We start from the raw sequence: 25,257 nt of genomic DNA, 5'->3' as shown, positions 1-25,257 counted from the left end.
TTCTCCTTCCGCGTTTGACCGGATCGGTTTGCGCGGCTGGGAGGGCCTGATCCGCAATGCGAGCCATTCGCGTTCTCTCTACGATCATCACGCTTTTCATCATTCTCGGCCTCGCTTTCTTCTTCCTTGCCTGGAATTCGGAGATCGCGCCGCAGAAAGTCGCCGACCGGCAGCCGTTCGATCCCGCCTTGGTCGCCCATGGCGCCAGCCTTGCAGCGGTCGGAAACTGTATTGCCTGTCATACGGTCCCCGGGAAGGAGGCGTTTTCCGGGGGCCTGAAGCTGCAGACGCCTTTCGGGACGATCTATTCGACGAATATCACCCCGGATGAAGAGACCGGCATCGGTCTCTGGAGCGAGGCGGCTTTCCAGCGCGCCATGCGTCATGGTGTCGATCGGCAGGGGGAACACCTCTATCCGGCTTTCCCCTATGATCATTTCACCCGGGTCACCGACGAGGATAACAAGGCGCTCTATGCCTATCTGATGACGCGCACGCCGGTGAAGGCGACGGCGCCGAAGAACGAGCTGCCTTTCCCGCTCGATGTCCGCCCGATACTTGCAGGCTGGAAGCTGCTGTTCTTCGATGACGGCGCCTTCACCCCCGATCCGCAACAGAGCGATGAGTGGAACCGCGGCGCCTATCTCGCCGAAGGTCTCGGCCATTGCGGCGCCTGCCACACTCCGCGCAATTCGCTCGGCGCCGAAGACAAGGCGAAGCATTTCGCCGGCGGCGAGGCCGAGGGTTGGCAGGCCTATGCGATCAATGCCGATAGCCGCGCGCCGATCCCCTGGGACAAGGATGCGATCGCCTTCTATCTGCGCCACGGCTATCACGAATTGCACGGCGTCTCGCGCGGCCCGATGGCGGAGGTCACCGGCAATCTCGCAGCGCTTCCGGATGCCGATGTCGAGGCGATCGCCACTTATGTTGCGTCCGGCATGGGCGAGCCGTCCGCCGATCGCGCCGCCAAGGGGGAGGAGCTGAAGAAGCAGTTCGGTTCGGAGGCCGATGGCATCGTCACCGCGGCCGTCGACGCCAAACCATCCCGCGATCTCGCGTCACATCCCGGCGCGCAGATCTACACGGCCACCTGCGCCAGCTGTCACGAGGGGGGCAAGAAGCCGCCCTTCGGCGGCATGAACTTCCACCTCAGCACCGCGGTCAACGCGCCGAATCCGCAGAACATCATCAACGTCACCCTGTTCGGCCTGCCGCCGGCCGATGGCCAGGCAAGCGCGGTCATGCCCGCCTTCGGCGGCGCATTGAACGACCAGCAGGTTGCCGATCTGCTCGGCTATCTCCGCCAGCGCTTCGCCGATGGCAAACCGGCCTGGGCCGATCTGCCGCAACAGGTGAGCCGCACCCGATCAGGCGATTATTTCGTCGCCGTCCGTCCTTCCGAAGGCATTGAAAGGGCGCCGTCCAATGTCGGCGCAAAGGCAGCGCAATGACGACACTCAATGTGAATGGACAGAGCCACCAGATCGACAGTGAGCCGGATACGCCGCTGCTCTATGTTCTCAGAAACGATCTCGAGCTCAATGCCGCAAAGTTCGGCTGCGGTCTCGGCCAATGCGGCGCCTGCACCGTCATGGTCGATGGACAGGCGGTGCTTTCCTGTGTCACGCCGCTGATCGCGGTCGAGGGCAAGGAGATCGTCACCGTCGAGGGTCTCGGGACGATCGATAAGCCCGGACCGCTGCAGGCCGCCTTCATCGAAAAGCAGTCGGCGCAATGCGGCTACTGTATCGCCGGGATGATGATGAGTGCTGCGGCACTGCTGAAGCAGAACGCCAAGCCGAGCGATGACGAGATCCGCAACGCGCTGCGCACCAATCTCTGTCGATGCGGCACACATATGCGCATTCTCGCCGCCATCCGGCGTGCGAGCGAGCTCATGGAGGCCGCCGAATTGCCGGCCGCAAACAGGAGTGCCGGCTGATGGATATTCTCACCAGGGACGAAATCACCCGCCGCGGCCTGCTTGCCGGAACCGGCGCCCTCGTCGTCAGCTTCTCCGTTGTCCGGGCCTTTGCGCAGGACGCGCCCGCTGCGGCACCTGACAAGCCGAAGCTGCCGGGCAGCCTTGATGACGACCGTTATCTCGATAGCTGGATCAGGATCGATGCCGACGGCAAGATCACCGTGTTCACCGGCAAGGCCGAGCTCGGACAGGGCATTCGCACGCCGCTGATCCAGGTGGCTGCTGAAGAGCTCGATGTCGAGCCTGGCGACATCACGCTGGTGACCGCCGATACGGGCCGCACGCCCGATGAAGGCTTCACGGCCGGCAGCCAGTCGATGCAGAACAGCGGCACGGCGATCCGCAATGCGGCGGCGCAGGTGCGCGAGATGCTGATCGCCGAAGCCGCGCGCCGCTTCTCGCTGCCGCCTGAGCAGCTGAAGGCGGAGAAGAAAGCGATCACCGGTCCCGATGGAAAATCTGCGACCTACGGCGAACTCGTTGCCGGTCAGTTTCTGCATGTCGAAGCGCAGCCGAAATCGAAGCTGAAGGCGCCGGATATGCTGCGTGTCATCGGCCGGGATGTGCAGCGCGTCGATATTCCCGGAAAGGTCACCGGCGGCGTTGCCTATGTTCAGGATCTGAAGCTGGAAGGCATGGTGCATGCCCGCGTCATCCGCCCGCCGAGCTATGGCGCGACGCTGAAGGAACTCGATGCGACGCCGATCGAAGCACTGCCCGGCGTCGTCTCGGTGATCCGCGACGGCAATTTCCTCGCCGTCGTTGCCGATCGCGAATGGCATGCCGTCAAGGCGATGCGCGCGCTGGAGAAAGTAGCCCACTGGGATGAACCGGCGACGCTGCCGGATCAGGCCGATCTCTACACCGTTCTTGTCGGCATGGAGAAAGAGGTCGGTACCGTGGCGGAATCGGGGGCACCCGCCTTCCCCAATGGCGCAACCTATGAGGCGACCTTCACGCGGCCCTATCATATGCATGGTTCGATCGGCCCCTCCTGCGGCGTTGCGCATCTCAAGCAGGATGGCACGATCGATGTCTGGTCGCACACGCAGGGTGTCTTTCCGGATCGCACCGCGATCGCTCAGATGATCGGCCTGCCGGAGGACAAAGTGCGGGTCATCCATATGGAGGGCTCCGGCTGCTACGGCCATAACGGCGCCGATGACGCGGCCGCGGATGCGGCGCTGATCGCCATGAAAATCCCCGGCCGTCCGGTCCGCGTCCAGTGGATGCGTGAGCAGGAGCATGGCTGGGAGCCTTATGGGCCGGGTATGGTGACCAAGGTCAGGGCATCGCTCGACGCTTCCGGCAAGATCGACAACTGGACCTACGATCTCTGGAGCAACTCGCATGGCACCCGTCCCGGCGATGCCGGATCGCTGCTTGCGGGGCGCACCAAGGCCGATGCGGTGCCGCTCAAACTGCCGAAGCTTTCGATCAATCCGAACGGTAATGGCGACCGCAATGCCGATCCTCTCTATGCGATCCCGAACCGGAAGATTCTGTGGCACTTCCTGCCGGATATGCCGATCCGTGTCTCGGCGCTCCGGGGGCTCGGCGCCTATGCCAATGTCTTTTCGATCGAAAGCACGATGGATGAACTGGCAATCGCCGCCAAGGCCGATCCGGTCGAGTTCCGCCTGCGCCACCTTCAGGACAGCCGCGCCAGCGATGTCGTGAAAATGGCGGCCGAAAAGTTCGGCTGGGGGCAGGGGGAGGTGCCGCAAGGCCATGGCCGCGGCTTTGCCTTTGCGCGCTACAAGAACCACGCCGCCTATCTGGCGCTGGCGCTCGAAGCGCGCATCGAGCCGGAAACCGGCCGCGTCCAGGTGATCCGTGCCGTTGCCGCCATCGACAGCGGCCAGGCGGTTAACCCCGACGGCATCCGCAACCAGACGGAAGGCGGGATCCTGCAGTCGATCAGCTGGACGCTCTATGAGCAGGTCACCTTCGACCGTACGCGGATCACCAGCACAGACTGGTCGAGCTATCCGATCCTGCGCTTCGCGAGCGTCCCTGAAAGTGTCGAGGTGCATGTGATCGATCGGCCCGGCCAGCCCTTCCTCGGCACCGGCGAGGCGGCGCAGGGGCCAACCTCGGCAGCCGTCGCCAACGCCATCCGCAACGCGACGGGCAAGCGTTTGACCGATCTGCCGCTGTCGCGCAGCCGCGTGCGTCAGGCGGCGGGTTTGGGATAAAAGGAGGTCAGCGGCCCGTGCTGCGATAGCGGTCGCGGGCCGAAGGCTTGGCCGTCGGTGATTTCAGGCGAAAGCGAACCAGAACCTCGGCGCCATCGAGCGAGACGCGCGTGCGCTCCAGTTCGTCGCGCTCGCGGACGGCCTGTATCCAATGTTCCGCATCATGTCCGCTCAGGTGGCCGGAAAGTTCCCAAAGCGCATAGGCGCGCTTGGCGATCCACTCGTCTCTGGCATCGGCCATCACGTTCTCCAGCAATGATTTAATGAATGGATGTCGCTTCCGAAAATTCGGTCTCGCCGAGCATTTCCAGCAGATGGCAGCGGGCGCGATTGACCCGGCTCTTGATCGTGCCGATTTCACAATTGCAGAGGACCGCCGCCTCTTCATAACTAGCGCCCGAAACGACGAGGAGAAGGGCGACGCGATGCGTGTTGCGAAGTTTGGCGATCGCCGCCTGGACATCGAGCGCCCGCATCGCCCAATCCTGCGTCGATTTCACCGGCAGCTGGTAATCGCTGAGATCGTCGACGGAGCCGACCGGCTCGCGCCGGCGACGCCGGTAGGCGCTGCAATAGGTGTTGCGCATGATGGTGAAAAGCCAGGATTTCAGGCTGGTACCGTCGTGAAACTGGTCCATATGCCCGAGCGCTCGCGACAGCGTCTCCTGCACAAGATCGTCGGCATCGTTCTCTCCGCGCTCGAAGCGCCGGGCGAAGGATTTGAGGGCAGGAAGAAGAGAGACGATTTCGGCCTGGTGGCCGGACAAGGCAACTGCAGTCTGGGTCATGGCGGTTTCCTTCTGGTGGAAGGGTAATGCCGCTTGATGGGCCGCGTTCCGGGGGATGTGCCGTTGGGTACGAAAGCGTACTACGATTTATCGGCCGGCGGCCGGAAATGACGGCTGCAGGCCGGAAAACAAGAAAGGCGCGGCTTGTGGCCGCGCCTTTCCGTTGTCCCTAGGGGACGTTCTTATGCTTCGCCGTAGGCGGCGATTGCCGCTGCGACTGCGCCGATCTGCGTGTCGTTCATCGCCTGGATCTGGTCCGAGGTGAAGGCCTTCAGCGGATCCTCGTCGAGGCCAGCGATATCTTCGGCAGCGATGCCGGAGATTGCCTTGACGTTGATGGCTGCGATGTCTTCCTCGGAGAACTCCTTGAGGTCTTCAGGCGACATGGCGGCGATCTGCGTGGCGGTCAGCTTTGCAGTCTGGTCGGAGGTCAAGCCGCCGATCTGCTCTGCCGACATCCCGGTGATCTGGGAGGCCTTCAGACCGGTGACGGCCGTTACGCTGAGCTTGCCGATCTGGGCAGCAGAGAGACCAGCGATCTGCTCGTCCGTCAGCGCGCCAACCTGGACCGCCGAGAGGGCACCGAGCTGGGCATCGCTGAACTTGCCGAGCTGGCCGGCCGTAAAGCCGGTGATCTGCTTGGCGGAGACCGCACCGATCTGGTCGACCGACAGCTTGCCGATCTGGTCGTCGCTCAGTGCACCGATGGCGGTGTTGCTCAGACCTGCGACTGCAGCCTTGGTGATCGCAGCCACACCATCCTCGGAGAGGCCGGTGATGTTGTCGGCGGTGAGGCCGGCAGTCTGAACTGCGGTCAGGAGACCAGCCTGGGTCGCCGTCAGGCCACCAACCTGCTCGTCGGTCATCGCAGTGATCTGCGTTGCCTTGAGGCCGGTGGTGCCTGCGTTGCTCAGCTGGCCGATCTGGTCAGCGGAGAAACCAGCGATCTGGTCAGTGGTCAGAGCGCCGACCTGTACTGCAGAGAGGGCACCCATCTGTGCGCTGCTGAACTTGCCGAGCTGGGCAGCCGAGAAGCCAGCCATCTGGGTCGAGAGCAGGCCGGAGATCTGATCCGTGCTCAGCTTGCCGATCTGTTCTTCGGTCAGAACACCGATGGCGTCGTTCTTAAGGCCGTTGATCGCCTTGGCGCTGATGGCGCCAATTTCATCGGCAGAGAACTTCTTGACGTCATCAGCCGACAGGGCGCCGACCTGGGCAGCCGAGAGAGCGCCTGCCTGAGCGACGCTGAGCCCTTCGAGCTGCACGTCGGACATGCCGGAGATCTGGGTTGCCTTCAGTCCGCCGACAGCGGCGTTGCTGAGCTTGCCGATCTGGGCGGCCGAGAAGCCGGCGATCTGCGTATCGCTCAGAGCACCGACCTGAGCGGCCGTCAGGGCACCGATCTGCTCATCGCTGAACTTGCCGAGCTGACCTGCGGTGAAGCCGGCGACCTGCGTGGTCGTGATTGCACCGATCTGTTCGGCAGAGAGAGCGCCAAGCTGGTCATCGCTGAGGACTGCGATTGCCTCGTTCTTCAGGCCAGGGATGGCCTTCGTACCGATCTTGGCAACTGCGTCTTCAGACAGGCCGGTGATGTTGGTAGCGCCGAAGCCGCCAACCTGGGCTGCAGTCAGCAGCGCCGCCTGGGTGTCGGTGATGCCGCCAACCTGTTCGTCGGTCAGGACAGCGATCTGCGTTGCCTTGAGACCCGAGACAGCCTTGTCGCTCAGCTTGCCGATCTGGTCGTCCGTGAGGCCACCGATCTGCGTGGTCGTCAGAGCGCCAGCCTGAGCCGCCGTCAGGGCGCCGACCTGTTCATCGCTGAACTTGCCGAGCTGACCTGCGGTGAAGGCAGTGACCTGCGTGGTCGTAACCGCGCCGATCTGTGCAGCCGAGAGCTTCGCAACCTGACCGTCCGTCAGAACGGCGATGGCTTCATTCTTCATGCCGCTGATCGACTTTGTGCTGATCTTCGCAACAGCATCCTCAGACAGCTTGGTGACGTTGGCAGCAGTGAAGCCGCCGACCTGAGCCGCGGTCATGAGACCGGCCTGGGTGTCGGTGATGCCTGCCACCTGGGTATCCGTCATCGCAGCGATCTGCGTTGCCTTCAGACCCACGACCGCCTTGTCGCTGAGCTTGCCGATCTGGTCGGCAGAGAGACCTGCGATCTGATCGTTGGTCAGCGAGCCGACCTGAGCTGCCGTCAGGGCGCCCATCTGTTCATCGCTGAAGTTGCCGAGCTGATCAGCCGTGAAGGCGGTGATCTGCTTGGTGCTGAGTACGCCGACCTGTGCAGCGGACAGTGCGCCGAGCTGATCATCGCTGAGAACAGCAATCGCTGCGTTTGCGAGGCTGGTGATCGACTTCGTGCTGAGCTTGGCAACACCGGTCTCGGAGAGGCCGGTGATGTTGTCAGCGGTGAAGCCGGCAACCTGAGCTGCGGACAGCAGGCCAGCCTGGGTGTCGGTGATACCGCCAACCTGTTCGTCGGTCATGGCAGTGATCTGCGTTGCCTTCAGGCCAGCGACGGCCTTGTCGCTGAGCTTGCCGATCTGATCTGCCGTCAGGCCACCGATCTGATCGTTGGTCAGCGAGCCGACCTGGACTGCCGTCAGAGCGCCCATCTGTTCATCGTTGAACTTGCCGAGCTGCGCTGCGGAGAAGCCGGTGATCTGCTTGGCAGTCATCGCGCCGATCTGGCCAGCGGAGAGCTTGCCAACCTGTGCTTCGGTCAGGACGCCGATCGCATCGTTGCTCAGGCCGCCGATGGCCTTGGTGCTGATCGCACCGATTTCGTCGGCAGAGAACTTCTTGATGTCGTCAGCGGAGAGAGCACCAACCTGGGCAGTCGAGAGAGCACCGGCCTGAGCAACACTCAGTCCTTCGAGCTGCACGTCTGTCATAGCGCTGATCTGCGTCGCCTTGAGGCCTGCGACGGCCTTGTCGCTGATCTTGCCGATCTGGGCGGCAGAGAGACCTGCGATCTGATCGTTGGTCAGCGAGCCGACCTGAGCTGCAGTGAGAGCGCCGATCTGTTCATCGCTGAACTTGCCGAGCTGAGCGGCCGTGAAGCCGGTGATCTGCTTGGTGCTGAGCACGCCGACCTGAGCAGCCGAGAGAGCGCCAACCTGATCGTCGCTGAGGACGCCGATTGCTTCGTTCTTCAGGCTGATGATTGCCTTGGTGCTGAGCTTGGCGACACCAGTCTCGGAGAGGCCGGTGATGTTGGTTGCGCTGAAGCCGCCAACCTGAGCTGCCGTCAGAAGGCCAGCCTGGGTGTCGGTCATGCCGCCAACCTGCTCGTCGGTCATGGCAGCGATCTGCGTAGCCTTCAGGCCAGCAAATGCCTTGTCGCTGAGCTTGCCGATCTGATCAGCCGTCAGGCCGCCGATCTGGTCGGTGGTCAGCGAGCCGACCTGAGCTGCCGTGAGAGCGCCGATCTGTTCGTCGTTGAACTTGCCGAGCTGCGCTGCGGAGAAGCCAGTGATCTGCTTGGTGGTGATCGCGCCGATCTGGCCAGCGGAGAGCTTGCCAACCTGTGCTTCGGTCAGAACGCCGATCGCATCGTTGCTCAGGCTGCCGATCGCCTTGGTGCTGATCGCACCGATTTCGTCGGCAGAGAACTTCTTGATGTCGTCAGCCGTGAGAGCGCCGACCTGGGCAGCCGACAGAGCGCCGGCCTGAGCAACGCTCAGTCCTTCGAGCTGCACGTCCGTCATCGCGGAGATCTGCGTAGCCTTGAGGCCTGCGACAGCCTTGTCGCTGATCTTGCCGATCTGGTCGGCAGAGAGACCGGTGATCTGGTCATTGGTCAGCGAGCCGACCTGAGCTGCCGTCAGGGCACCAATCTGTTCATCGCTGAACTTGCCGAGCTGAGCGGCGGTGAAGCCGGTGATCTGCTTGGCGCTGAGCGCTCCAACCTGAGCAGCGGAGAGAGCGCCGACCTGGTCGTCGCTGAGGACAGCGATTGCTTCGTTCTTCAGGCCAGCGATGGCCTTGGTGCTGAGCTTGGCGACACCGGTTTCGGAGAGGCCGGTGATGTTGGTTGCGCTGAAGCCGCCAACCTGGGCTGCCGTCAGCAGGCCAGCCTGGGTGTCGGTCATGCCGCCAACCTGTTCGTCGGTCATGGCAGCGATCTGCGTAGCTTTCAGGCCGACGACAGCCTTGTCGCTCAGCTTGCCGATCTGGTCGGCAGAGAGGCCGCTGATCTGGTCATTGGTCAGCGAGCTGACCTGAACCGCCGTCAGGGCGCCCATCTGCTCATCGGTGAACTTGCCGACCTGTGCCGACGTGAAGCCGGTGATCTGCTTGGCGGTCATCGCGCCGATCTGGCCGGCGGAGAGTGCGCCGACCTGGTCTTCGGTGAGGACGGCGATTGCTTCATTCTTCAGGCTGACGATTGCCTTGGTGCCGAGCTTTGCAACAGCATCTTCGGAGAGGCCCGTGATGTTGGTGGCGGTGAAGCCGGCGACCTGCGCAGCACTCAGAACGCCTGCCTGGTCGGCGGTAAAGCCTTCAACCTGAGACGACGTCATGGCGGTGATCTGGGTTGCCTTGAGACCGGCAACAGCCTTGAGGCTGAGCTGGCCGACCTGGTCACCGCTGAAGCCACCAACCTGGGTGGTGCTGAGAGCGCCGACCTGTACGGCCGACAGGGCGCCCATCTGTGCTTCGCTGAACTTGCCGAGCTGGGCCGAGGTCAGCGCAGTCATCTGCTTCGTGGTCAGCGCCGCGATCTGGTCGGTGCTGAGCTTGGCGATCTGGTCGTCGGTCAGGCCGGCGACGGCGTCGTTGCTCAGGCCTGCGATTGCCTTGGCGCTGATGGCGCCAACTTCATCAGCCGAGAACTTGGCGATGTCGTCTGCGCCGAGCGAACCGATCTGCGCGGCGCTCAGGCCCTTGATCTGGTCGGAGGTCAGGTTTTCGACCTGATCGGCGGAAAGCGCGGCCATCTGGGTGGTGCTGAAGGCAGCGATCTGGGCGTTGCTCAGGTCCTTGAACTTGGTGGCATCGATTGCACCGAGCTGGGCGGCGCTGAGGCCGCCGATCGCGGCTGTGGAGATCGCGCCGAGCTGGTCGGAACCGAGAGCGCCCACATCTTCGGCTTCGAAGGCAGCAACCTGCGTCTTGTTGAGAAGCTTCAGCTGGTCGACGGAGAATGCTGCAACGTCGTCCTTGGTAAAGGCTTTGATGGTTGTAGCGGAAAGAGCTTTGATTTGATTTGCGGAAAGAGAAGTAACGATCGAGGTCATGAAAGGTGCCCTTGCACTGGCGTTAGCGGTGACAGTGTCATTCGTCCGCGCGTCGTTCCCAAGAAGTTGGCAGATCCCCAACTGCAGACACGGGGGCTCGTGCCGTGCACAACTGCAAGGCCGATCGGCTTAGACGAAATGTTTCGGAAGACATCGCTCGAGAGAGCAGTCGCTTAGGACAAGCATCATGCGTACGGCGCCTCGCATTTGAGACGCCGGTTCCTAAACCGAAGACGCCCGGCAGGAAGCCGCACATCTCTAGCCTTGGTTTCTGAGACCCCCACGGCCAAAAATAGAAATATGTTGGAAGCACTAATTATGGGTTAATTTTCGCGCAATGCTGGCAGGTGTTGGGGCGCCAAAAGTCTAACTTCTTGGATTACCCCAAAAAAGGGCAGTATAAGTTCTTGTGTTATTTTTATAACACTACGAAGGATATGGATATCAATATCTATTGAATTATGAGCTACTGATTCAGCCGCGACAATGCCACTCCGAGCAACCTGCGGTACTCCTCTTCCGCCGCACCATAGGAGCCGTTTGCCTCTTCCATCAGGCCCCGGCGGCTGAGGATGGTGATCTGGCCGCGATTGGCGCGAACAAGGCCTTTTCCCTCGAGAATATGGAGTGCGACGGTGATGCCGGGGCGGCGGACACCCAGCATGACGGCCAGGAATTCGTGGGTCAGCGAGATGGTATTGCCGTCCATGCGGTCATGGACCATCAACAGCCACCGCGCGAGTCGCTCTTCGAGTTTCGCATGGCCGTTTGCCAGCACGGTCGACGACATTTGCGCCAGAAAGGCCTGAACATAAGCAAGCAGCTTGGCGCGCAATGTGGCGCTCGTGTCGATTGCCGCTTGCAGCGCTGCAGAGGTGATTCGGTAGCCGGTGCCGGAGACCTGCATGAAGGTCATGTTCGGGGATTGCTCGCCGCCGAGGACGATCGCGGCCCCGGTCATTCCCTCGCGTCCGGCAATGCCGACCTCGATGTCCCGTCCACCGGACAGGCGGGCGACGATCGAGGCGAGACCTGATTCCAGGAAGATGACGAAATCGACCGGCACATGCGCCTTTTCGATCTGGTAGGGGATATCGAGCGTCACGAATTCGAGATGCGGGGAAAGAAGTGCCAGATCGCTGGCATCGAGGCTTTTCAGCAGTTCATTGCGGTAGTGGCGCTCTTCAGTCGGCATTCTCGTCCCCACGGCCGGCGGGGTAAAGCCGACTCGATTGAAAAGGAACCTACCGCCTTGAAATTGCAGTACAACCGACTGTCTCTTACCGTACAAAGATGAGCGATCGCCGGAATGGAACAACATCACCGGTTTTGAAGTTCGGCACCCAAAGAACGGAGTGTCCGGCGTGGCGGCGAGAACGTTCCATCGATATGCGCGATCACAGGATGTGCCCAACACAGCCGTGCGCCTGATCCTGCGGGTCATCGAGGGCAGTGTCGTCGCCGATGTCGAATGGCCGGCAAATGCCGAGACGGATGGGGGAAACTATCTCTACCCGACCTATGTGCCGCTGGCGATCGAGCGGGCCGAGGATGTCCGTGTGCACTACGGATTCATCGAGGTCGCCGTCGTGACCGGCAATCCGGATCTCTGGAACGAAGCCTGGGGCAGGCTGGTCTGATCAACGGATCTTCCAGCCGAGCACGCGCTCGTATTCCGCTTCCGTGCGGCCATAGCTGCCATTGGCCTGCTGCTTCAGGCCCTCGCGGTCGATGATGGTGATCTCGGAGCGGTGCGAGCGGATCAGCCCCTTGCCCTCCAGCATATGCAGCGCCACCGTGACGCCCGGGCGGCGCACGCCGAGCATGATCGACAGGAACTCATGGGTCAGCGCCAGTTTCTGCCCCTCGATGCGATCGTGAACCATGAGCAGCCAGCGGGCCAGCCGGTTTTCCAACACGGTATGGCCGTTTGTCCATGCGGTCGAGGCGACCTGCAGGTTCAGCGCCCGGGTGAAACGGCCGAAATGGCGGCGCATCTGCGGCCGGGCGTCCATCAGTTCCATGAGTTCTCCGGACCGTACCCGATAGGCCTCGCCAGGAATCTGGATATAGGTTTTGAACGGCCCCTGGTCGTCCCAGAGCACAAGCGACGAGCCGACAAAGCCTTCCCAGCCGATGACACCGACTTCGATATCGCGGCCGCGCGACATCGAGGCGATGGTCGAGGCGAGGCCGCTTTCCATGAAATAGGCAAATTCCAGCGGCTGGTTGGGCTTCTCCACCTCTTCGCCGAGCGGCAGTAAGACGCGCTCCAGCAGCGGCTCCAGCTTGGCGAAATCGGCGGCTGGCAGCGTCGAAATCATGAAATTCCGGAAGATCGCTTGCCGGGTATTCACAGTTCAAAGCTCCAGAAGTGCGTAGGCCTTGCCCGTCGGTTTCTCGATATGGGCAGCAACGTTGAAAACAGGGGCACCGCCCGGTGTGCGGCCCTCATAGGTGCCGCGATGGGCATGGCCGTGGACGACGGCATCGACCTTGAAGCGGTCGATGGTCTCGGCAAGGCGCGAGGAGCCGAGGAACGGATAGATTTCCAGCGGCTCTCCGGCCACGGTCTCGGCGATCGGCGCATAATGCAGGATCACCATGGATTTTTCGGCGCGCACCTGGCGCATGGCGTTTTCCAGCCGCATCGATTCCTCGACGCTTTCGGCCACCATCGCCTTGATGGCGCTTTCGCCGAAAGAGCCCAGCATGTGGCGGCCGAAGCCGCCGGCGAAACCCTTGACGCCGACGAAGCCGACGCCCGAAATCTCGGCGGCCTGGCCGTTGAGAAGCTTGACGCCGGCATCCGTCAGGATCTGAGTCACGTCATCGACCGAGCCGCTTTCATGGTCGTGATTGCCAAGCACAGCGACAACGGGAACGGTGCAGCTGCGCAGGTCGGCAGCGAGCAGTTCGGCTTCCTTCGGCTTGCCGAGATCGGTCAGGTCGCCGGCCATGACGAGAACGTCGGCGACGCTCGATATCTCGCCGAACAGCTCCTTGTAGGATTTGCCGCCGTCTTCCTTCACGTGCAGGTCGGCGACGGCGGCGACGCGCACCTTTCTATTCTTCTCAGCCATCTCGATCTTCCCATTCGCCACGGGGCTGGCCCTCGCCGCCGACATCGGCAAAGCCCCATTCCTTGACGTCTATTTCGAAATCGACGCGCGAATACATGCGGCCGCGGCAGATGCGCATCTGCGGCAGGGGCAGTTCGCGCTGGGCAGCCAGACGCTCCAGGAGTTCGTCGAGCAGCCATTGCGGAACCTTGTCGCGCTCGGTCGGGTAGATCCAGCGGAAGTTCAAAATGGCGATCAACAGCACTTCCCAGTGCACTTCCATGTATCCGAGCAGCTTTCGCCAATCGATCTTGTCATGGGCGCGCAGGATGACATGGGCGATGTCGGCGCCGTCATAGCGGTGGCGCAGCTGCACGAAGAATTTCGACCATAGAAGCTCGGTGGGACTGATGATCCAGACAGGAGAACCGCACATCTCCACCTGCCGGGCATCCTGAAACCAGTCGTCGCCGACCGGCATGGTGCCGTTGGTCGAGGCGAAGATCACGTCGAAGAAATGCTTGCCTTTGAAGACCTTGCCGAGCCAGCGTTCGTCTTCGACCTCGACGACATAGCCCCTCTCCTTGAAGTGCCCGAGGATACGGCCGTAGTCGCCTGCCTTGCAGAAGATGTCGAAATCCTTCGTCTGCCGGGTAATGCCGGTATAGGCGCAGACCGCATAGGTGCCGGCCACCAGGAACGGGATCTTGCAATCGACGAGTTCGCGCACGGCATCGGCGACGAAGGGCTCGGCGTCCGGATCGATCAGCTGCGGAACGGCCCGGGCCTTCATCAGCGCCGGGTTCGCCTTGCCTTTCTTTGTCGCTGTCGCCGTGGTGTTCATCACCCGTCCTTTGCGTCACAAACCGGCATGTCCGGCCGAACTGAAGGCCCGTCTCAGAATAGGACCTGTTCAAGCCGGATCGGAGGACGGCGCTTGGCAGCCATCAGCAGATCGAGTTCGATCGACGACGGTCCGAAGCGCGAGAAGAGGTCTTCTGCCTGGTCATCTTCCAGGCCATATTTTTCCGCAAATTCGCTCAGACTGTAGGGACGGCCACGCAGGGTGCGGCCGCGGCGTTCGGTTTCACGGATCTGTGTCATGAGATAATTCTCCCCAGGCTCGTTGAGGAGAAGGAACCGGCGAGGCGGACAAAAGTTCCCTGTGGATGACGCGTCGAGTTGTGCCGGGGTGAGGCTGCACGTGCAGGAAGCGTTAACGCGCAGCCCCGATAATCGCGCAGGTTTAGGCGCTTGGAGACAAGACGTGAAGCGCAGTGATATCAGGCAGTTCTACATGCGGCATCGGGTTTCGATACACGATCTTCTCATTCTCATAGCGGCGATGTTCGTCGTCGCCTATGTCGCCTTCGAGGTCGATATCTTCGTCACCGAAGGCGCGGTCAGCGCGGCCGAGGAGACGATCGAGCTCGATGAGGCGCTGATGCTGGGCGGGCTGCTCGCCGTCGGCATGCTGGTCTTTGCCGTGCGCCGCTACATCGACCAGAAGCGTGAGACGGCGCGCCGCATCGTGGCCGAGCGCAAGGCACGCGAACTGGCCTTTCAGGATCCGTTGACGGGTCTCGCCAACCGGCGCCAGTTCGACGACGCGCTGCGCGTCGCGGCTTCCTCGCCGCCGGCGGCCGGCCAGCAGCACGGCATTTTCCTGCTCGATCTCAACGGTTTCAAGAAGATCAATGACAGCTATGGCCACGGCGCCGGTGACGAGGTGCTGCTGATCGTCGCCCAGCGGCTTCTTTCCGCAGTGCGGCCCGGCGATCTCGTCGCCCGTCTCGGCGGCGATGAATTCGTCATCCTGGCGCCGCATCTCTTGGGCGCCGAAGCGGCGACGACGCTCGCGATGCGCATCGTCCAGGCCTTTGCCGATCCGATCGCTACTGGCCCGATCGTCCACCAGATCGGCACCGGGATAGGCATCTCGCTCTATCCGCGGGATGGCGAACAGCCGAGCGAACTGGTGCGAAAGGCGGATGTCGCGCTCTACCGCGCCAAGGGCGAGCAGCGCTCTGCTATCCGCTTCTTCGAAGAGGAAATGGATCTGCTCCTGAAGGAGCGGGGCCGGATGGAAGTGGCGCTGCGCAAGGCGATGGCAGACGGCGCCATCGAACCGCGCTTCCGGCCCTCCTTCGATCTGAATACCGGCGAAGTGACCGCTTTCGAGGCCGTGCCCTATTGGGAAATGGACGAGACGGAAGTGCCTGTCGAGCGCTTCCTGGCAATCGCCGAAGAGACCGGCATGATCCATGCGCTGTTCGAAAGCGTGCTCAAACGCGCCTGCGCCGGAGCACGCAACTGGCCGCCCGAAACCAGGCTGTCGATCGATATCTTCCCCGGTCAGCTGCGGGATGCCAATCTCGGCCAGACCATCCTGTCGATCCTGAAGACCTGCAATTTCGATCCGCACCGGCTGGAAGTGGAAATCGCCGAGGCAACGCTGGTGCGAGATTTCGAGACCGCCAAGCAAGCGCTGGCGCCACTGCGCGAAACCGGCGTGACGATGACGCTCGACCATTTCGGCACCGGCTATTCCAATCTCTACCACATCCAGGAATTCAAGCTCGACAAGGTGAAGATCGACCGGCGCTTCACGGAAAATCTGAACGACGACCGCTCGGCGCGGATGATGCGGGCGCTTGCCGGTCTCGGCCATGGATTGGGGCTAACGGTGACCGCCGATGGCATCGAGGGTGACGCCTCGCCGTTGATCTCCTCGGGCATCGAACATGGCCAGGCGGTGACCGCTCTGGTGACCGTCGACGAGGCGGCGATGCTCTTCCGCAAGGCCAGCGTGTAGCGGTTCGAAGGCGTCCCGGTACACGCCTTCCTCCCGGAAATGTCAGAAGAGAACTGAAAAATATCCGCAATTCCGCGGATCGTTTGCTTTCATTGTCAGCGCTTTGCCCTTATCTTGGGGCCATCCTTGTCGATGTTATAGGCTTCTTTTGTTAGTCGAAATCATTATCGTGGTATTGCTCACCGTTCTGAACGGTGTGCTCGCCATGTCCGAACTTGCTGTCGTTTCTTCCCGTCCCGCCCGTCTTAAAGTTCTCGCCGATCACGGAAGCCGGGGCGCTACCCAAGCCATCAGACTTGCTGAAAATCCCGGACGCTTTCTGTCCACCGTGCAGATCGGCATCACGCTGGTCGGCGTTCTCTCGGGTGCCTTTTCGGGCGCCACCCTCGGTGGCCGCCTGACACAGTGGCTCTCCGAGCAGGGCGTTGGCCCCGCACTCTCCGATGCGCTCGGCGTCGGTACCGTCGTCGTCGCCATCACCTATCTGTCGCTGATCGTCGGCGAACTGGTGCCGAAGCAGATCGCGCTGCGGGAGCCGGAAGCGGTTGCCGCCAAGGTGGCGCCGGCCATGGTCGTGCTGTCGAAATTCGCGCTGCCGCTCGTCTGGCTGCTCGATGCATCCGGCAAGCTGGTGCTGAGGCTGCTTGGCCAGTCGGGCAAGGTCAGCGATGGCGTGACCGACGAAGAGATCAAGACCGTTCTTGCCGAGGCGCAGAGCGCCGGCGTTATCGAGAGCGAAGAATCGGCAATGATTTCAGGCGTCATGCGCCTGGCCGACCGCACGGCGCGCGCCCTGATGACGCCGCGCCGCGATGTCGAGGTCGTCGATATCGACGACACCCCGGAGGAAATCCGCAAGCAGCTGCAAGAGACGCGCCGTTCGCGCGTTCCGGTGCGCCGTGGCAGTTCCGACGAAGTCTTCGGCGTGCTCTTCGTCAAGGATTACTATGACGCAATGAACAGCAACGGCCATGCCGATATCCAGGCGTTGGCCCACGAAGTCCCGGTCATCTCGGACCTGTCGACCGCCACCCACGCGATCCAGGCGATCCGCAAGTCGCCGGTGCATATGGTGCTCGTCTATGACGAATATGGCCATTTCGAAGGCATCATCTCGTCCGGCGACATCATGGAAGCGATCATGGGCGCGTTGCTCGAAGGTCCGTCCGAAGAGCAGGCGATCGTTCGCCGCACCGATGGCTCCTACCTCGTTTCCGGCTGGACGCCGATCGACGAGTTCGCCGAGTTCATGAGCTTCAAGCTTGATGACGACATCGAGTTCCAGACGGTTGCGGGCCTGATCCTCGAGGAATTGAAGCATCTCCCGGAACTCGGCGAGAGCTTCGTCAAGAACGGTTGGCGCTTCGAGGTCATCGATCTCGACGGCCGCCGCGTCGACAAGATCCTGGTTTCGGCGGAGGCCGAGGAAAGCGAAGCACGGTCGGCCTGACACCGGCCGCCTGTGGAAATCTTACCCGGCTTACCGCGCTGCTTCACGTCCGCCTAAAACGCGGCTAGGTTTCTGCAACCCTGAATGCAGGAACCTCGATGCAAGACTTGCGACGTTTCTTAGCCAAGCCTGCAGCGGTGGCGATCGTGCTCTTTGCGCGCGCCATCACTGCGGTGCGTGCCATCTGGGCGACGGAGGGGCTGCCGCCCCGCCGCTGCGTCTATTTTGCCAATCATTCCAGCCATGGCGATTTCATCCTCGTCTGGGCGGTGCTGCCGCCCCGGATGCGGCGGCGCGCCCGGCCGGTCGCCGGCGCCGAATACTGGCTGAAGTCATCGCTCAGCACCTTCATCGGCCGCGATGTCTTCAACTCGGTGTTGATCCAGCGCGACCGGGAGCACCGGACCGAGGACCCGATCGAGCAGATGGCGGCGGCGATCGACAGCGGTTCGTCGCTGATCGTCTTTCCCGAAGGCACGAGAAACCAGACCGAGGAGCCGCTCCTGCCCTTCAAGAGCGGCATTTTCCATCTCGCCGAGGCGCGACCGGAGCTCGATTTCGTGCCCGTCTGGATCAACAATCTCAACCGCGTCATGCCGAAGGGAGAGATCGTGCCGATCCCGCTGATCTGCACCGTCACCTTCGGTAGTCCGATGCGGCTTGAGGCGGGCGAGGCCAAGGAGGCATTCATCGAGCGGACGCGCGCGGCATTGCTGGCGCTGTCTCCCAAACATGCAGGGGCTGCGGAATGAACGAGGCGCAATCCGATCTCATCACCCTGGTTCTCGGCATCTTCGGTATCCTGATCGTCGCTTCGGCGGTCGGCTATGTTTTGCAGAAGAAATTCTCGCCCGACGGCGCAAACAGCGCCATCGAAAACTTGAACGCCCGCATCAAGGCCTGGTGGATCATGGTGATCTTCATCGGGATCGCCTTCCTGGCGGGCCGGGCAGGCGTCATCATCCTTTTCGCCTTCTGCTCGTTTGCGGCGCTGCGCGAATTCATCACGCTGACCAATACCAAGCGGGCCGATCACTGGGCGCTGGCCTCGGCCTTCTTCGTCGTCTTGCCGATCCAGTATTATCTCCTCTGGGCGGAAGAATACGGCATCTATTCCATCTTCGTGCCTGTCTACGCCTTCCTGCTGATGCCGATCGTCTCGGTGCTGCGCGGCGATACCGAGCGCTTCCTGATCCGCATTGCCGAAGTGCAATGGGCACTGATGATATGCGTCTTCTGCGCCTCGCATGTGCCGGCACTGCTGACCTTGACCATCCCGGGTTACGAGGGCCGCAATGTGCTCCTCATCGCCTTCCTGGTCATCGTCGTGCAGCTCTCCGACGTGCTGCAATATGTCTGGGGCAAGCTCTTCGGGCGCACCAAGATCGCCCCGAAACTCTCGCCGTCGAAGACGGTCGAAGGCTTCGTCGGCGGCGTGGCGAGCGCCACGCTGATCGGGGCGGCGCTCTGGTGGATTACGCCGTTCACGCCGTTCCAGGCCGGCCTTCTGGCGCTGATCATCACGCTGATGGGCTTCTTCGGCGGCCTTGTCATGTCGGCGATCAAGCGTGACCGCGGCGTTAAGGATTGGGGCCATATCATCGAGGGCCATGGCGGGCTGATCGACCGGCTGGATTCGGTGGTCTTCTCGGCGCCGATCTTCTTCCACCTCGTCCGCTACTGGTGGTCGCTGACATGAGCGGCCTCGTCGCGCGGCTTGGCCGAAGCAGCGCTGTTCATGTCGCCTTTGCCTTCGTGGCGATGGGGAGCTGGGCGCTGTTTGCAAACCGCGCCTATCCGCTGCCGCGCATGCTCTTGGCAGGCCTGGTGCAGGGCGCGCTGTCGGGTTGCCTGACGCTGTTTCTAAAGCGGGTGGTCGAGAGACTGTCGGCGATATTCTCCGGCCCGCTTCGCCTCGTCGCGCCGCCGGTGATCGCCTTGTTGGGTTCGGCGACGCTGCTCGTCACCTTCCACATGGTGAGCGGCACGCCTGAAATTCTGAAGACGATTGCCGTGCCGCTTCTCGTTTCGACGAGCTATGCCGCGCTCTATAATTATTCGATATCGAAAGGGAGGAGCTGACGTGACCGAGACCGGAGATCGCCGTCCGCTGACGAGCCGCAACAGCTGGTGGGCGCAGTCGATCGCGCGCTGGCTCGCCGGAAAATCGGTCACGCCGAACCAGATCTCGCAGGCGAGCATCCTTGCCGCCGCGCTCGCCGGTCTGTTCTTCTACCTCGCGGGACAGGGGCTGGGCTCCGCCCGGATCGTCTTCCTGCTGCTCGCAGCGCTCTCTTGCCAGCTCCGCCTGCTCTGCAACCTGTTCGACGGCATGGTCGCCGTCGAGGGCGGCAAGGCGGCGGCCGACGGGCCATTCTGGAACGAGTTTCCGGACCGCGCGGCCGATATCCTGATCTTTGCCGGCATCGGTCTCGGGATCGGCTATCCCGGCCTCGGCTGGGCAGCGGCTGCCTTCGCGGTGCTGACCGCCTATGTCCGCGAACTCGGCCGCGCTTCGGGGCAGGGCGCCGATTTCTCCGGCCCGATGGCCAAGCAGCATCGCATGGCAACGGTCACCGCCGCCGCGGTGCTATCGATCTTCGAACCGCTCGCCGGGCTTCACAACGACATCTTGTGGGCAGCGCTCTGGATCGTCTCCATCGGCGCCGCATTCACGGCGCTGAGACGCAGCCGCAATCTGATCCGGGCGATGAAGGGCCGGGTCTGAGGGCCATACCGGCAGCCTCTCCGAAAAAGATTGATCCCGTCGACGCCCGCCCTTACTCGATAGGTCAGAGACAAGGATTCTGCCGATGACCGATACCGACCCGGCCTCCGTTCCCGAGCGCAAACGCGGCTCCGGGGTGAAAATGGTCTATAAAGTTCTGCGCGACGAGATCCTCGATCTGGTGCTGCCGCCCGGCAGCCCGATCGACGAGGTACAGCTCGCCGAGCGCTTCGGCATGTCGCGCACGCCGATCCGCGAGGCGCTGGTGCGGCTCTCGGGCGAGGGGCTGATCGATACGCTGCCGAACCGCTCGACGATGGTGGCGAATATCGATTTTCTCAACATGCACACCTTTTTCGATGCTCTGGTGCTGATGTACCGGGTGACGACGCGGCTTGCGGCGCAGTATCACCGCCCCGAGGATCTGAAGGCGATCCGGGCCGAACAGGCGCGTTTCACCGCTGCCGCCGAGGCGCAGGATGCGCTGGCGATGATCGCCACCAACGCTGCGCTGCACGCGGCGATCGCCGAGGCCGGACGCAATCCCTATTATATAAGCCTGTTCAACCGGCTGCTCGACGAGGGCCGCCGGATCCTCAGGCTCTACTACCAGTCCTATGGCGACCGGCTGCCGCAGCAATTCGTCGACGAGCACGAGGACATGATCGCCGCAATCGAGGCCCGCGACATCGACGCCGCCGACCGGCTCGCGAAGGCGCATGCCGAGCAGATCGTCGCCCAGATCCAGACGCTGTTTTCGCGAAACCAGCGGCACGATATCGATTTGTGAGACGTCGCCAATTTCTTGTCGACAAATAAAATACAAAGTGCTAGATGATATATCAGAGCTTGAAGCGCCGCTGATTTTGCGCCTTTGTAGCCACGATCATTCGCTATCCGCTGAAGGAGTTTGACATGAAGGCCAAGATCTTTTCCGGCGTCATCCCGGCGCTCATGACCCCCTGCAAGAAGGACCGCACGCCTGATTTCGATCAGCTGGTGCGCAAGGGCAAGCAGCTGATCGCCGATGGCATGTCGGCCGTCGTCTATTGCGGCTCCATGGGCGACTGGCCGCTGCTCAGCGACGAGCAGCGCATGGAAGGCGTCGAGCGCCTGGTCAAGGCCGGCGTTCCGGTCATCGTCGGCACCGGTGCGGTCAACACCGCGTCGGCCGCTGCCCATGCGGCGCATGCGCAGAAGGTCGGCGCTCAGGGCCTGATGGTCATCCCGCGCGTGCTGTCCCGCGGCTCGGTCATCGCAGCCCAGAAGGCGCATTTCAAGGCGATCCTCTCGGCAGCTCCCGATCTTCCGGCTGTCATCTACAACAGCCCCTATTACGGCTTCGCCACCCGCGCCGACCTGTTCTTCGCGCTGCGCGCTGAACACTCCAACCTCGTCGGCTTCAAGGAATTCGGTGGCCCGGCCGATATGCGCTATGCGGCTGAAAACATCACCAGCCGCGACGACGGCGTCTCGCTGATGATCGGCGTCGACACGGCCGTCTTCCACGGCTTCGTCAATTGCGGCGCAACCGGCGCCATCACCGGCATCGGCAACGTCCTGCCGAAGGAAGTCATCACGCTGTGCAGCCTCTCCCAGGCGGCAGCCAAGGGTGACGTCGACGCCCGGCAGCGCGCCCAGGAACTGGAACAGGCACTCGCCGTTCTCTCCTCCTTCGATGAAGGCCCGGATCTGGTGCTGTTCTTCAAGCACATGATGGTGCTGAAGGGCGACGAGGAATACACGCTGCACTTCAACGAAAGCGACGTGCTGAGCGACAGCCAGCGCGGCTATGTCGAGAGCCAGTTCAAGCTGTTCAACAGCTGGTACGCGGAGTGGAGCAAGCTCCCGGGCGCGGTTGCGAAGTACAAGGCCTGATGGCTTCTTGAGGTGTGAGTTTCTGAGGCGGCTGGAGGCAACTCCGGCCGCTTTTCTTATGGTCTCCGTCTGTGACATCCCGTGGGCGAAGCCCTAAGGGCAGAGGGATGAGGGAACTCAGCGCGGGCGGCCCCCTCATCCGGCCCTATCGGGCACCTCCTCCCCGTTGGGGAAAAGGGAAAACTGAGGATGCCCCTCACCCTGCCCTCTCCCCTCGGGGAAAGGGCAGGGTGAGGGGGCTCCGGGCGCGACGGCCCCCTTGATACTCAGCCAACAGAAGCCAAACCAAGCGCCAGCTGACGATCAAGCTGCTCGATCTCGGCCTTGGTCAGCACAATCCCCTCCGCAAGCGACTTTGCTCGTGCCGTATAGCGCCGCTGTGACGGCAGGCGGGCGCCCTGGCCGGCGATGGCTTCGAAGAGCAGTTCGGCGCGGGCGAAGGGATCGCCCGTGCGGCCGGCGGCGAAGGCCTTCGGCGAGAAGGCAAGCACCAGTTCGCCGTGGCGCGGCGCCAGCGTCGTGGTGCCGAGATAGTCGAGGACTTCAGGGCTGGTCAGGTCGCCGATCATGATGCCGGCGAGCAGTTCGACCATGGTGCTGATCGCCGAGCCCTTGTGGCCGCCGAAGGGCAGCATGGCGCCGGCGAGTGCGGCTTCCGGCTCGATCGTCGGTTCGCCATCGGCGTCGATCGCCCAGCCCTCGGGCAGCTTCTTTCCGGCGCGGCGGTGCAGCTCGATTTCGCCGCGGGCGGCGACCGAGGTGGCGAAGTCGTAGACGTAAGGCGTCTTGTCGGGACGCGGCCAGCCGAAGGCGAGCGGGTTGGTGCCGAGCAGCGGTTTGTTGCCGCCTGCCGGCGCAACCGTCGCATAGCTCGGGCACATGACGATGGCCGCGAGACCTTCGGCGGCGACCGCCTCGACCTCCGGCCAGAGTGCGGAGAAATGCGTGCAGTCGTTGATGACGAGTGCCGCAAGGCCTGACGTGCGGGCGCGCTCGGCAAGCAGCGGCAGGCCGAGTTCGAAAGCCGGATTGGCAAAGCCGCCCCTGGCATTGACCTTGACGATCGCCGACTGCTCCGGCTGCGGCTCGACTTCAGGCACTGCATCCGGGGTGACCTTGCCCGCCTTGATGGTGCGCAGCACGCCTTCGATACGGTAGATGCCGTGCGATTTGCAGGCATCGCGCTCGCCCGCGGTGATCACCCGGGTGACGGCCGCTGCCTGGATGGCATTCATCCCGGCCTTGCGGAAAATCGCCACGACGCGGGCTTCGAGCTCGGCGAGCGTCAATGTGGAAGTGTCGGTCATTTCTTTGTCCTGTCTCTCGTCCGGCGGGATTATTTCGCTGCGGGCGCCAGCTGCTGCGCGACCAGCGCCAGCCAGTAGCTGACGCCGTGAATGATCGCGCCATCGTTGAAATCATAGGCCGGGTTGTGCAGGTCGGCGCTGTCGCCATTGCCGAGCCAGATGAAGGCGCCGGGCCGCTTCTCCAGCATGTAGGAGAAATCTTCCGAACCCATGGTCGGCGGATAGTTGTCGTCGACGCGGCCGTCGCCGGCAACGCGGCGGGCGGCCGATACGGCAACCCTGGTCTTCTCGGCATCGTTGACGGTCACAGGGTAGCCCGGGCGCCAATCGATCTCCGCCTCGGCGGCAAAGGCCTTGGCGGTCATGGTGACCACGTCGCGGAAGCGGGCCTCGACAGCCTTGCGGGTCTTCGGCTGCATGGTGCGGATCGTGCCGCCGATCTTGACGGCAGGCGGGATGACGTTCAGCGCCCGGTCGCTGCCGCCGTTGACATAGGTGATCGACACGACAACCGGATCGAAGGGATCGGTGAAGCGCGAGGCGATCGACTGCAGCGCGGAAATCATATGCGCCATGACGACGACGGGGTCGTGGCTGAGATGCGGAGAGGCGGCATGGCCACCCTTGCCGTTGATGGTGATGACGAAGCGGTCGCCGCCGGCCATCAGCGGGCCGCTGCGGATCGCGAAGGAGCCGACCGCGAGACCCGGCTCATTATGCATGCCATAGACTTCCTCGATGCCGAAGCGCTCGAGCACGCCTTCCTCGATCATCACCCGGCCGCCGCCGCCGCCTTCTTCAGCCGGCTGGAAGATCAGGACGGCCTTGCCGGCGAAGTCGCGATTGGCGGCGAGATGCTTGGCGGTCGCAAGCAGCATGGCCGTGTGCCCGTCATGGCCGCAGGCATGCATCATGTTCTCGACCTTGGAGGCATAGGGAAGGTTCGTCTGCTCGGACATCGGCAGGGCGTCCATATCGCAGCGGAGCGCAATCGTCTTTCCCGCGCCGCGCGAACCGTTGATGACGGCCACGACGCCGGATGTGGCGAGCCCGGTCACCACTTCATCGCAGCCGAATTCCCTCAGCTTCTCGGTCACCAGCGCCGATGTCTTCGGCAGATCGAAAAGCAGCTCCGGGTGCTGGTGGATGGTGCGGCGCCATCCCTTGGCTTCTTCAGCAAGGGCGGCGAGGGTGGAATCGGGCGTCATGGGAGCCTCCGGAAACGCATTGGCCTTCAACTGGGTAACGGCATAGCCCGCCACCGGGCCGTTTTCCACAGTGCAGTCGTTCCAGCCCCGACTTTTTCACCGTTTCACCCAATTGGGGGCGGTAGAATCGCGACGAATATCCGATTATACTGCAATCAGTAGACGGGGAATTTGATGTATCGCGAAGAAACAATTCCTGCACTTGTCATAAAGCTTGTGTCGGTTGCCAATAAAGTCACTGATCTTTCCGATGTCGGGAAGCGAGACCTGGTGCAGGATACGGTCCTCAAGGTCGAGAACATCTGTGAATTGCTTGGCGGCAGCCATGACAATCTCCGCGTGATCGCGGATGAGTTGTGGGATGCCGTCTTCGAACTTGGTGCCGGCAAGAGCACCGATGCACAGCTGAGAGCCGCGCTTCTGGGGCTCGCCGCTGCCGCTGCCGATCTCCACAGCAGCGCCAAACCCGTTCCCGCGACGTCCCCCACGCCGCAGCGAACCATCCACTGACCCATCCCCAAACTCTCTTCGCGCGAATTAGCATCATCGAACGCTTGACATCGCTGCGGTTAAGGACGAAG

At 62.7% G+C, this 25,257-nt stretch carries 23 protein-coding genes; 13 read left to right on the top strand and 10 right to left on the bottom strand.

The genetic code is table 11. The annotated features are described in order from the left end of the window. Positions 1 to 56 precede the first annotated feature (56 nt). From ACQZ5H_RS08870 to ACQZ5H_RS08860, 3 genes are read left to right on the top strand one after another with little or no spacing between them, the layout of a single operon-like run. Positions 57 to 1,454 (top strand): c-type cytochrome, encoded by a 1,398-nt coding sequence (locus ACQZ5H_RS08870; protein ID WP_449097392.1) that lies wholly within the window; start codon positions 57 to 59, stop codon positions 1,452 to 1,454. Beyond that, positions 1,451 to 1,945 (top strand): (2Fe-2S)-binding protein, encoded by a 495-nt coding sequence (locus tag ACQZ5H_RS08865; protein ID WP_449097391.1) that lies wholly within the window; start codon positions 1,451 to 1,453, stop codon positions 1,943 to 1,945. The genes ACQZ5H_RS08870 and ACQZ5H_RS08865 overlap by 4 nt, the downstream gene beginning before the upstream one ends. Next, the gene (locus tag ACQZ5H_RS08860; RefSeq protein WP_449097390.1) at positions 1,945 to 4,185 is read left to right on the top strand and encodes a molybdopterin cofactor-binding domain-containing protein; all 2,241 of its coding nucleotides are present in this window, start codon (positions 1,945 to 1,947) and stop codon (positions 4,183 to 4,185) included. Before ACQZ5H_RS08865 ends, ACQZ5H_RS08860 begins: the two co-directional genes overlap by 1 nt. A gap of 7 nt (positions 4,186 to 4,192) precedes the next feature. Here the strand turns inward: ACQZ5H_RS08860 and ACQZ5H_RS08855 are convergent, their stop codons facing one another. The 4 genes from ACQZ5H_RS08855 to ACQZ5H_RS08840 all read right to left on the bottom strand — a co-directional run bounded on the left by ACQZ5H_RS08855 (position 4,193) and on the right by ACQZ5H_RS08840 (position 11,423). Beyond that, complete coding sequence (locus ACQZ5H_RS08855; protein WP_449097389.1) at positions 4,193 to 4,426, bottom strand: DUF2934 domain-containing protein; 234 nt, start codon at positions 4,424 to 4,426, stop codon at positions 4,193 to 4,195. Positions 4,427 to 4,445: 19 nt separating this feature from the next. Continuing rightward, entirely contained in the window at positions 4,446 to 4,973 is a 528-nt protein-coding gene (locus ACQZ5H_RS08850; protein WP_203430336.1) for a sigma-70 family RNA polymerase sigma factor, read from the bottom strand. Between the two features lie 182 nt (positions 4,974 to 5,155). Continuing rightward, positions 5,156 to 10,228: a beta strand repeat-containing protein gene (locus ACQZ5H_RS08845; protein WP_449097388.1), complete on the bottom strand. Its 5,073-nt coding sequence runs from the start codon at positions 10,226 to 10,228 to the stop codon at positions 5,156 to 5,158. A 466-nt stretch (positions 10,229 to 10,694) separates the two neighbouring features. Further along, on the bottom strand, positions 10,695 to 11,423 hold the full coding sequence (locus ACQZ5H_RS08840) for a Crp/Fnr family transcriptional regulator (RefSeq protein ID WP_199625724.1): 729 nt from the start codon (positions 11,421 to 11,423) through the stop codon (positions 10,695 to 10,697). Positions 11,424 to 11,634: 211 nt separating this feature from the next. Between ACQZ5H_RS08840 and ACQZ5H_RS08835 the strand changes: the two genes are divergently transcribed. Beyond that, positions 11,635 to 11,868, top strand: a complete 234-nt coding sequence (locus tag ACQZ5H_RS08835) for a hypothetical protein (RefSeq protein ID WP_449097387.1) — start codon at positions 11,635 to 11,637, stop codon at positions 11,866 to 11,868. Here ACQZ5H_RS08835 and ACQZ5H_RS08830 read toward each other — a convergent pair whose 3' ends face one another. The 4 genes from ACQZ5H_RS08830 to ACQZ5H_RS08815 all read right to left on the bottom strand — a co-directional run bounded on the left by ACQZ5H_RS08830 (position 11,869) and on the right by ACQZ5H_RS08815 (position 14,394). After that, positions 11,869 to 12,585: a Crp/Fnr family transcriptional regulator gene (locus ACQZ5H_RS08830; protein WP_449097386.1), complete on the bottom strand. Its 717-nt coding sequence runs from the start codon at positions 12,583 to 12,585 to the stop codon at positions 11,869 to 11,871. A gap of 3 nt (positions 12,586 to 12,588) precedes the next feature. Beyond that, positions 12,589 to 13,311: a metallophosphoesterase family protein gene (locus ACQZ5H_RS08825; protein ID WP_112714863.1), complete on the bottom strand. Its 723-nt coding sequence runs from the start codon at positions 13,309 to 13,311 to the stop codon at positions 12,589 to 12,591. Continuing rightward, on the bottom strand, positions 13,304 to 14,083 hold the full coding sequence (locus tag ACQZ5H_RS08820) for a hypothetical protein (RefSeq protein WP_449097654.1): 780 nt from the start codon (positions 14,081 to 14,083) through the stop codon (positions 13,304 to 13,306). The genes ACQZ5H_RS08825 and ACQZ5H_RS08820 overlap by 8 nt, the downstream gene beginning before the upstream one ends. A gap of 104 nt (positions 14,084 to 14,187) precedes the next feature. Then, entirely contained in the window at positions 14,188 to 14,394 is a 207-nt protein-coding gene (locus tag ACQZ5H_RS08815; protein ID WP_112714865.1) for a hypothetical protein, read from the bottom strand. 163 nt (positions 14,395 to 14,557) lie between these two features. Between ACQZ5H_RS08815 and ACQZ5H_RS08810 the strand changes: the two genes are divergently transcribed. The 8 genes from ACQZ5H_RS08810 to ACQZ5H_RS08775 all read left to right on the top strand — a co-directional run bounded on the left by ACQZ5H_RS08810 (position 14,558) and on the right by ACQZ5H_RS08775 (position 22,161). Further along, entirely contained in the window at positions 14,558 to 16,105 is a 1,548-nt protein-coding gene (locus ACQZ5H_RS08810) for a putative bifunctional diguanylate cyclase/phosphodiesterase (RefSeq protein WP_449097385.1), read from the top strand. Between the two features lie 148 nt (positions 16,106 to 16,253). Then, complete coding sequence (locus ACQZ5H_RS08805) at positions 16,254 to 17,555, top strand: hemolysin family protein (RefSeq protein ID WP_130280601.1); 1,302 nt, start codon at positions 16,254 to 16,256, stop codon at positions 17,553 to 17,555. A gap of 98 nt (positions 17,556 to 17,653) precedes the next feature. Continuing rightward, positions 17,654 to 18,307 carry a lysophospholipid acyltransferase family protein gene (locus tag ACQZ5H_RS08800; RefSeq protein WP_449097384.1) on the top strand — a complete coding sequence of 218 codons (654 nt, stop codon included), beginning with the start codon at positions 17,654 to 17,656 and terminating at the stop codon, positions 18,305 to 18,307. Then, a complete protein-coding gene (locus ACQZ5H_RS08795) occupies positions 18,304 to 19,254 on the top strand; it encodes a phosphatidate cytidylyltransferase (protein WP_112714871.1) in 951 nt (316 codons plus the stop codon). Before ACQZ5H_RS08800 ends, ACQZ5H_RS08795 begins: the two co-directional genes overlap by 4 nt. Continuing rightward, a complete protein-coding gene (locus ACQZ5H_RS08790) occupies positions 19,251 to 19,637 on the top strand; it encodes a hypothetical protein (protein ID WP_449097383.1) in 387 nt (128 codons plus the stop codon). The genes ACQZ5H_RS08795 and ACQZ5H_RS08790 overlap by 4 nt, the downstream gene beginning before the upstream one ends. Position 19,638: 1 nt before the next feature. Continuing rightward, complete coding sequence (locus tag ACQZ5H_RS08785; RefSeq protein WP_449097382.1) at positions 19,639 to 20,283, top strand: CDP-alcohol phosphatidyltransferase family protein; 645 nt, start codon at positions 19,639 to 19,641, stop codon at positions 20,281 to 20,283. A gap of 85 nt (positions 20,284 to 20,368) precedes the next feature. Continuing rightward, positions 20,369 to 21,073, top strand: coding sequence for a GntR family transcriptional regulator (locus tag ACQZ5H_RS08780; protein WP_449097381.1), 705 nt, complete (start codon positions 20,369 to 20,371; stop codon positions 21,071 to 21,073). Between the two features lie 125 nt (positions 21,074 to 21,198). Then, positions 21,199 to 22,161 carry a dihydrodipicolinate synthase family protein gene (locus tag ACQZ5H_RS08775; protein WP_449097380.1) on the top strand — a complete coding sequence of 321 codons (963 nt, stop codon included), beginning with the start codon at positions 21,199 to 21,201 and terminating at the stop codon, positions 22,159 to 22,161. Between the two features lie 266 nt (positions 22,162 to 22,427). On the opposite strand, the gene ACQZ5H_RS08770 is transcribed toward ACQZ5H_RS08775, so the two are convergent. Together ACQZ5H_RS08770 and ACQZ5H_RS08765 are read right to left on the bottom strand one after the other, a co-directional pair. Further along, positions 22,428 to 23,468, bottom strand: a complete 1,041-nt coding sequence (locus ACQZ5H_RS08770; protein ID WP_449097379.1) for an Ldh family oxidoreductase — start codon at positions 23,466 to 23,468, stop codon at positions 22,428 to 22,430. A 29-nt stretch (positions 23,469 to 23,497) separates the two neighbouring features. Then, positions 23,498 to 24,676: a M20 aminoacylase family protein gene (locus ACQZ5H_RS08765; protein ID WP_449097378.1), complete on the bottom strand. Its 1,179-nt coding sequence runs from the start codon at positions 24,674 to 24,676 to the stop codon at positions 23,498 to 23,500. Positions 24,677 to 24,850: 174 nt separating this feature from the next. On the opposite strand from ACQZ5H_RS08765, the gene ACQZ5H_RS08760 reads away from it, so the two are divergent. Beyond that, complete coding sequence (locus tag ACQZ5H_RS08760; protein ID WP_112714895.1) at positions 24,851 to 25,186, top strand: hypothetical protein; 336 nt, start codon at positions 24,851 to 24,853, stop codon at positions 25,184 to 25,186. Positions 25,187 to 25,257: the final 71 nt, after the last annotated feature.

The organism is Rhizobium sp. 21-4511-3d, assembly GCF_053522545.1.
This window is presented reverse-complemented; position numbering and strand designations above follow the sequence as displayed.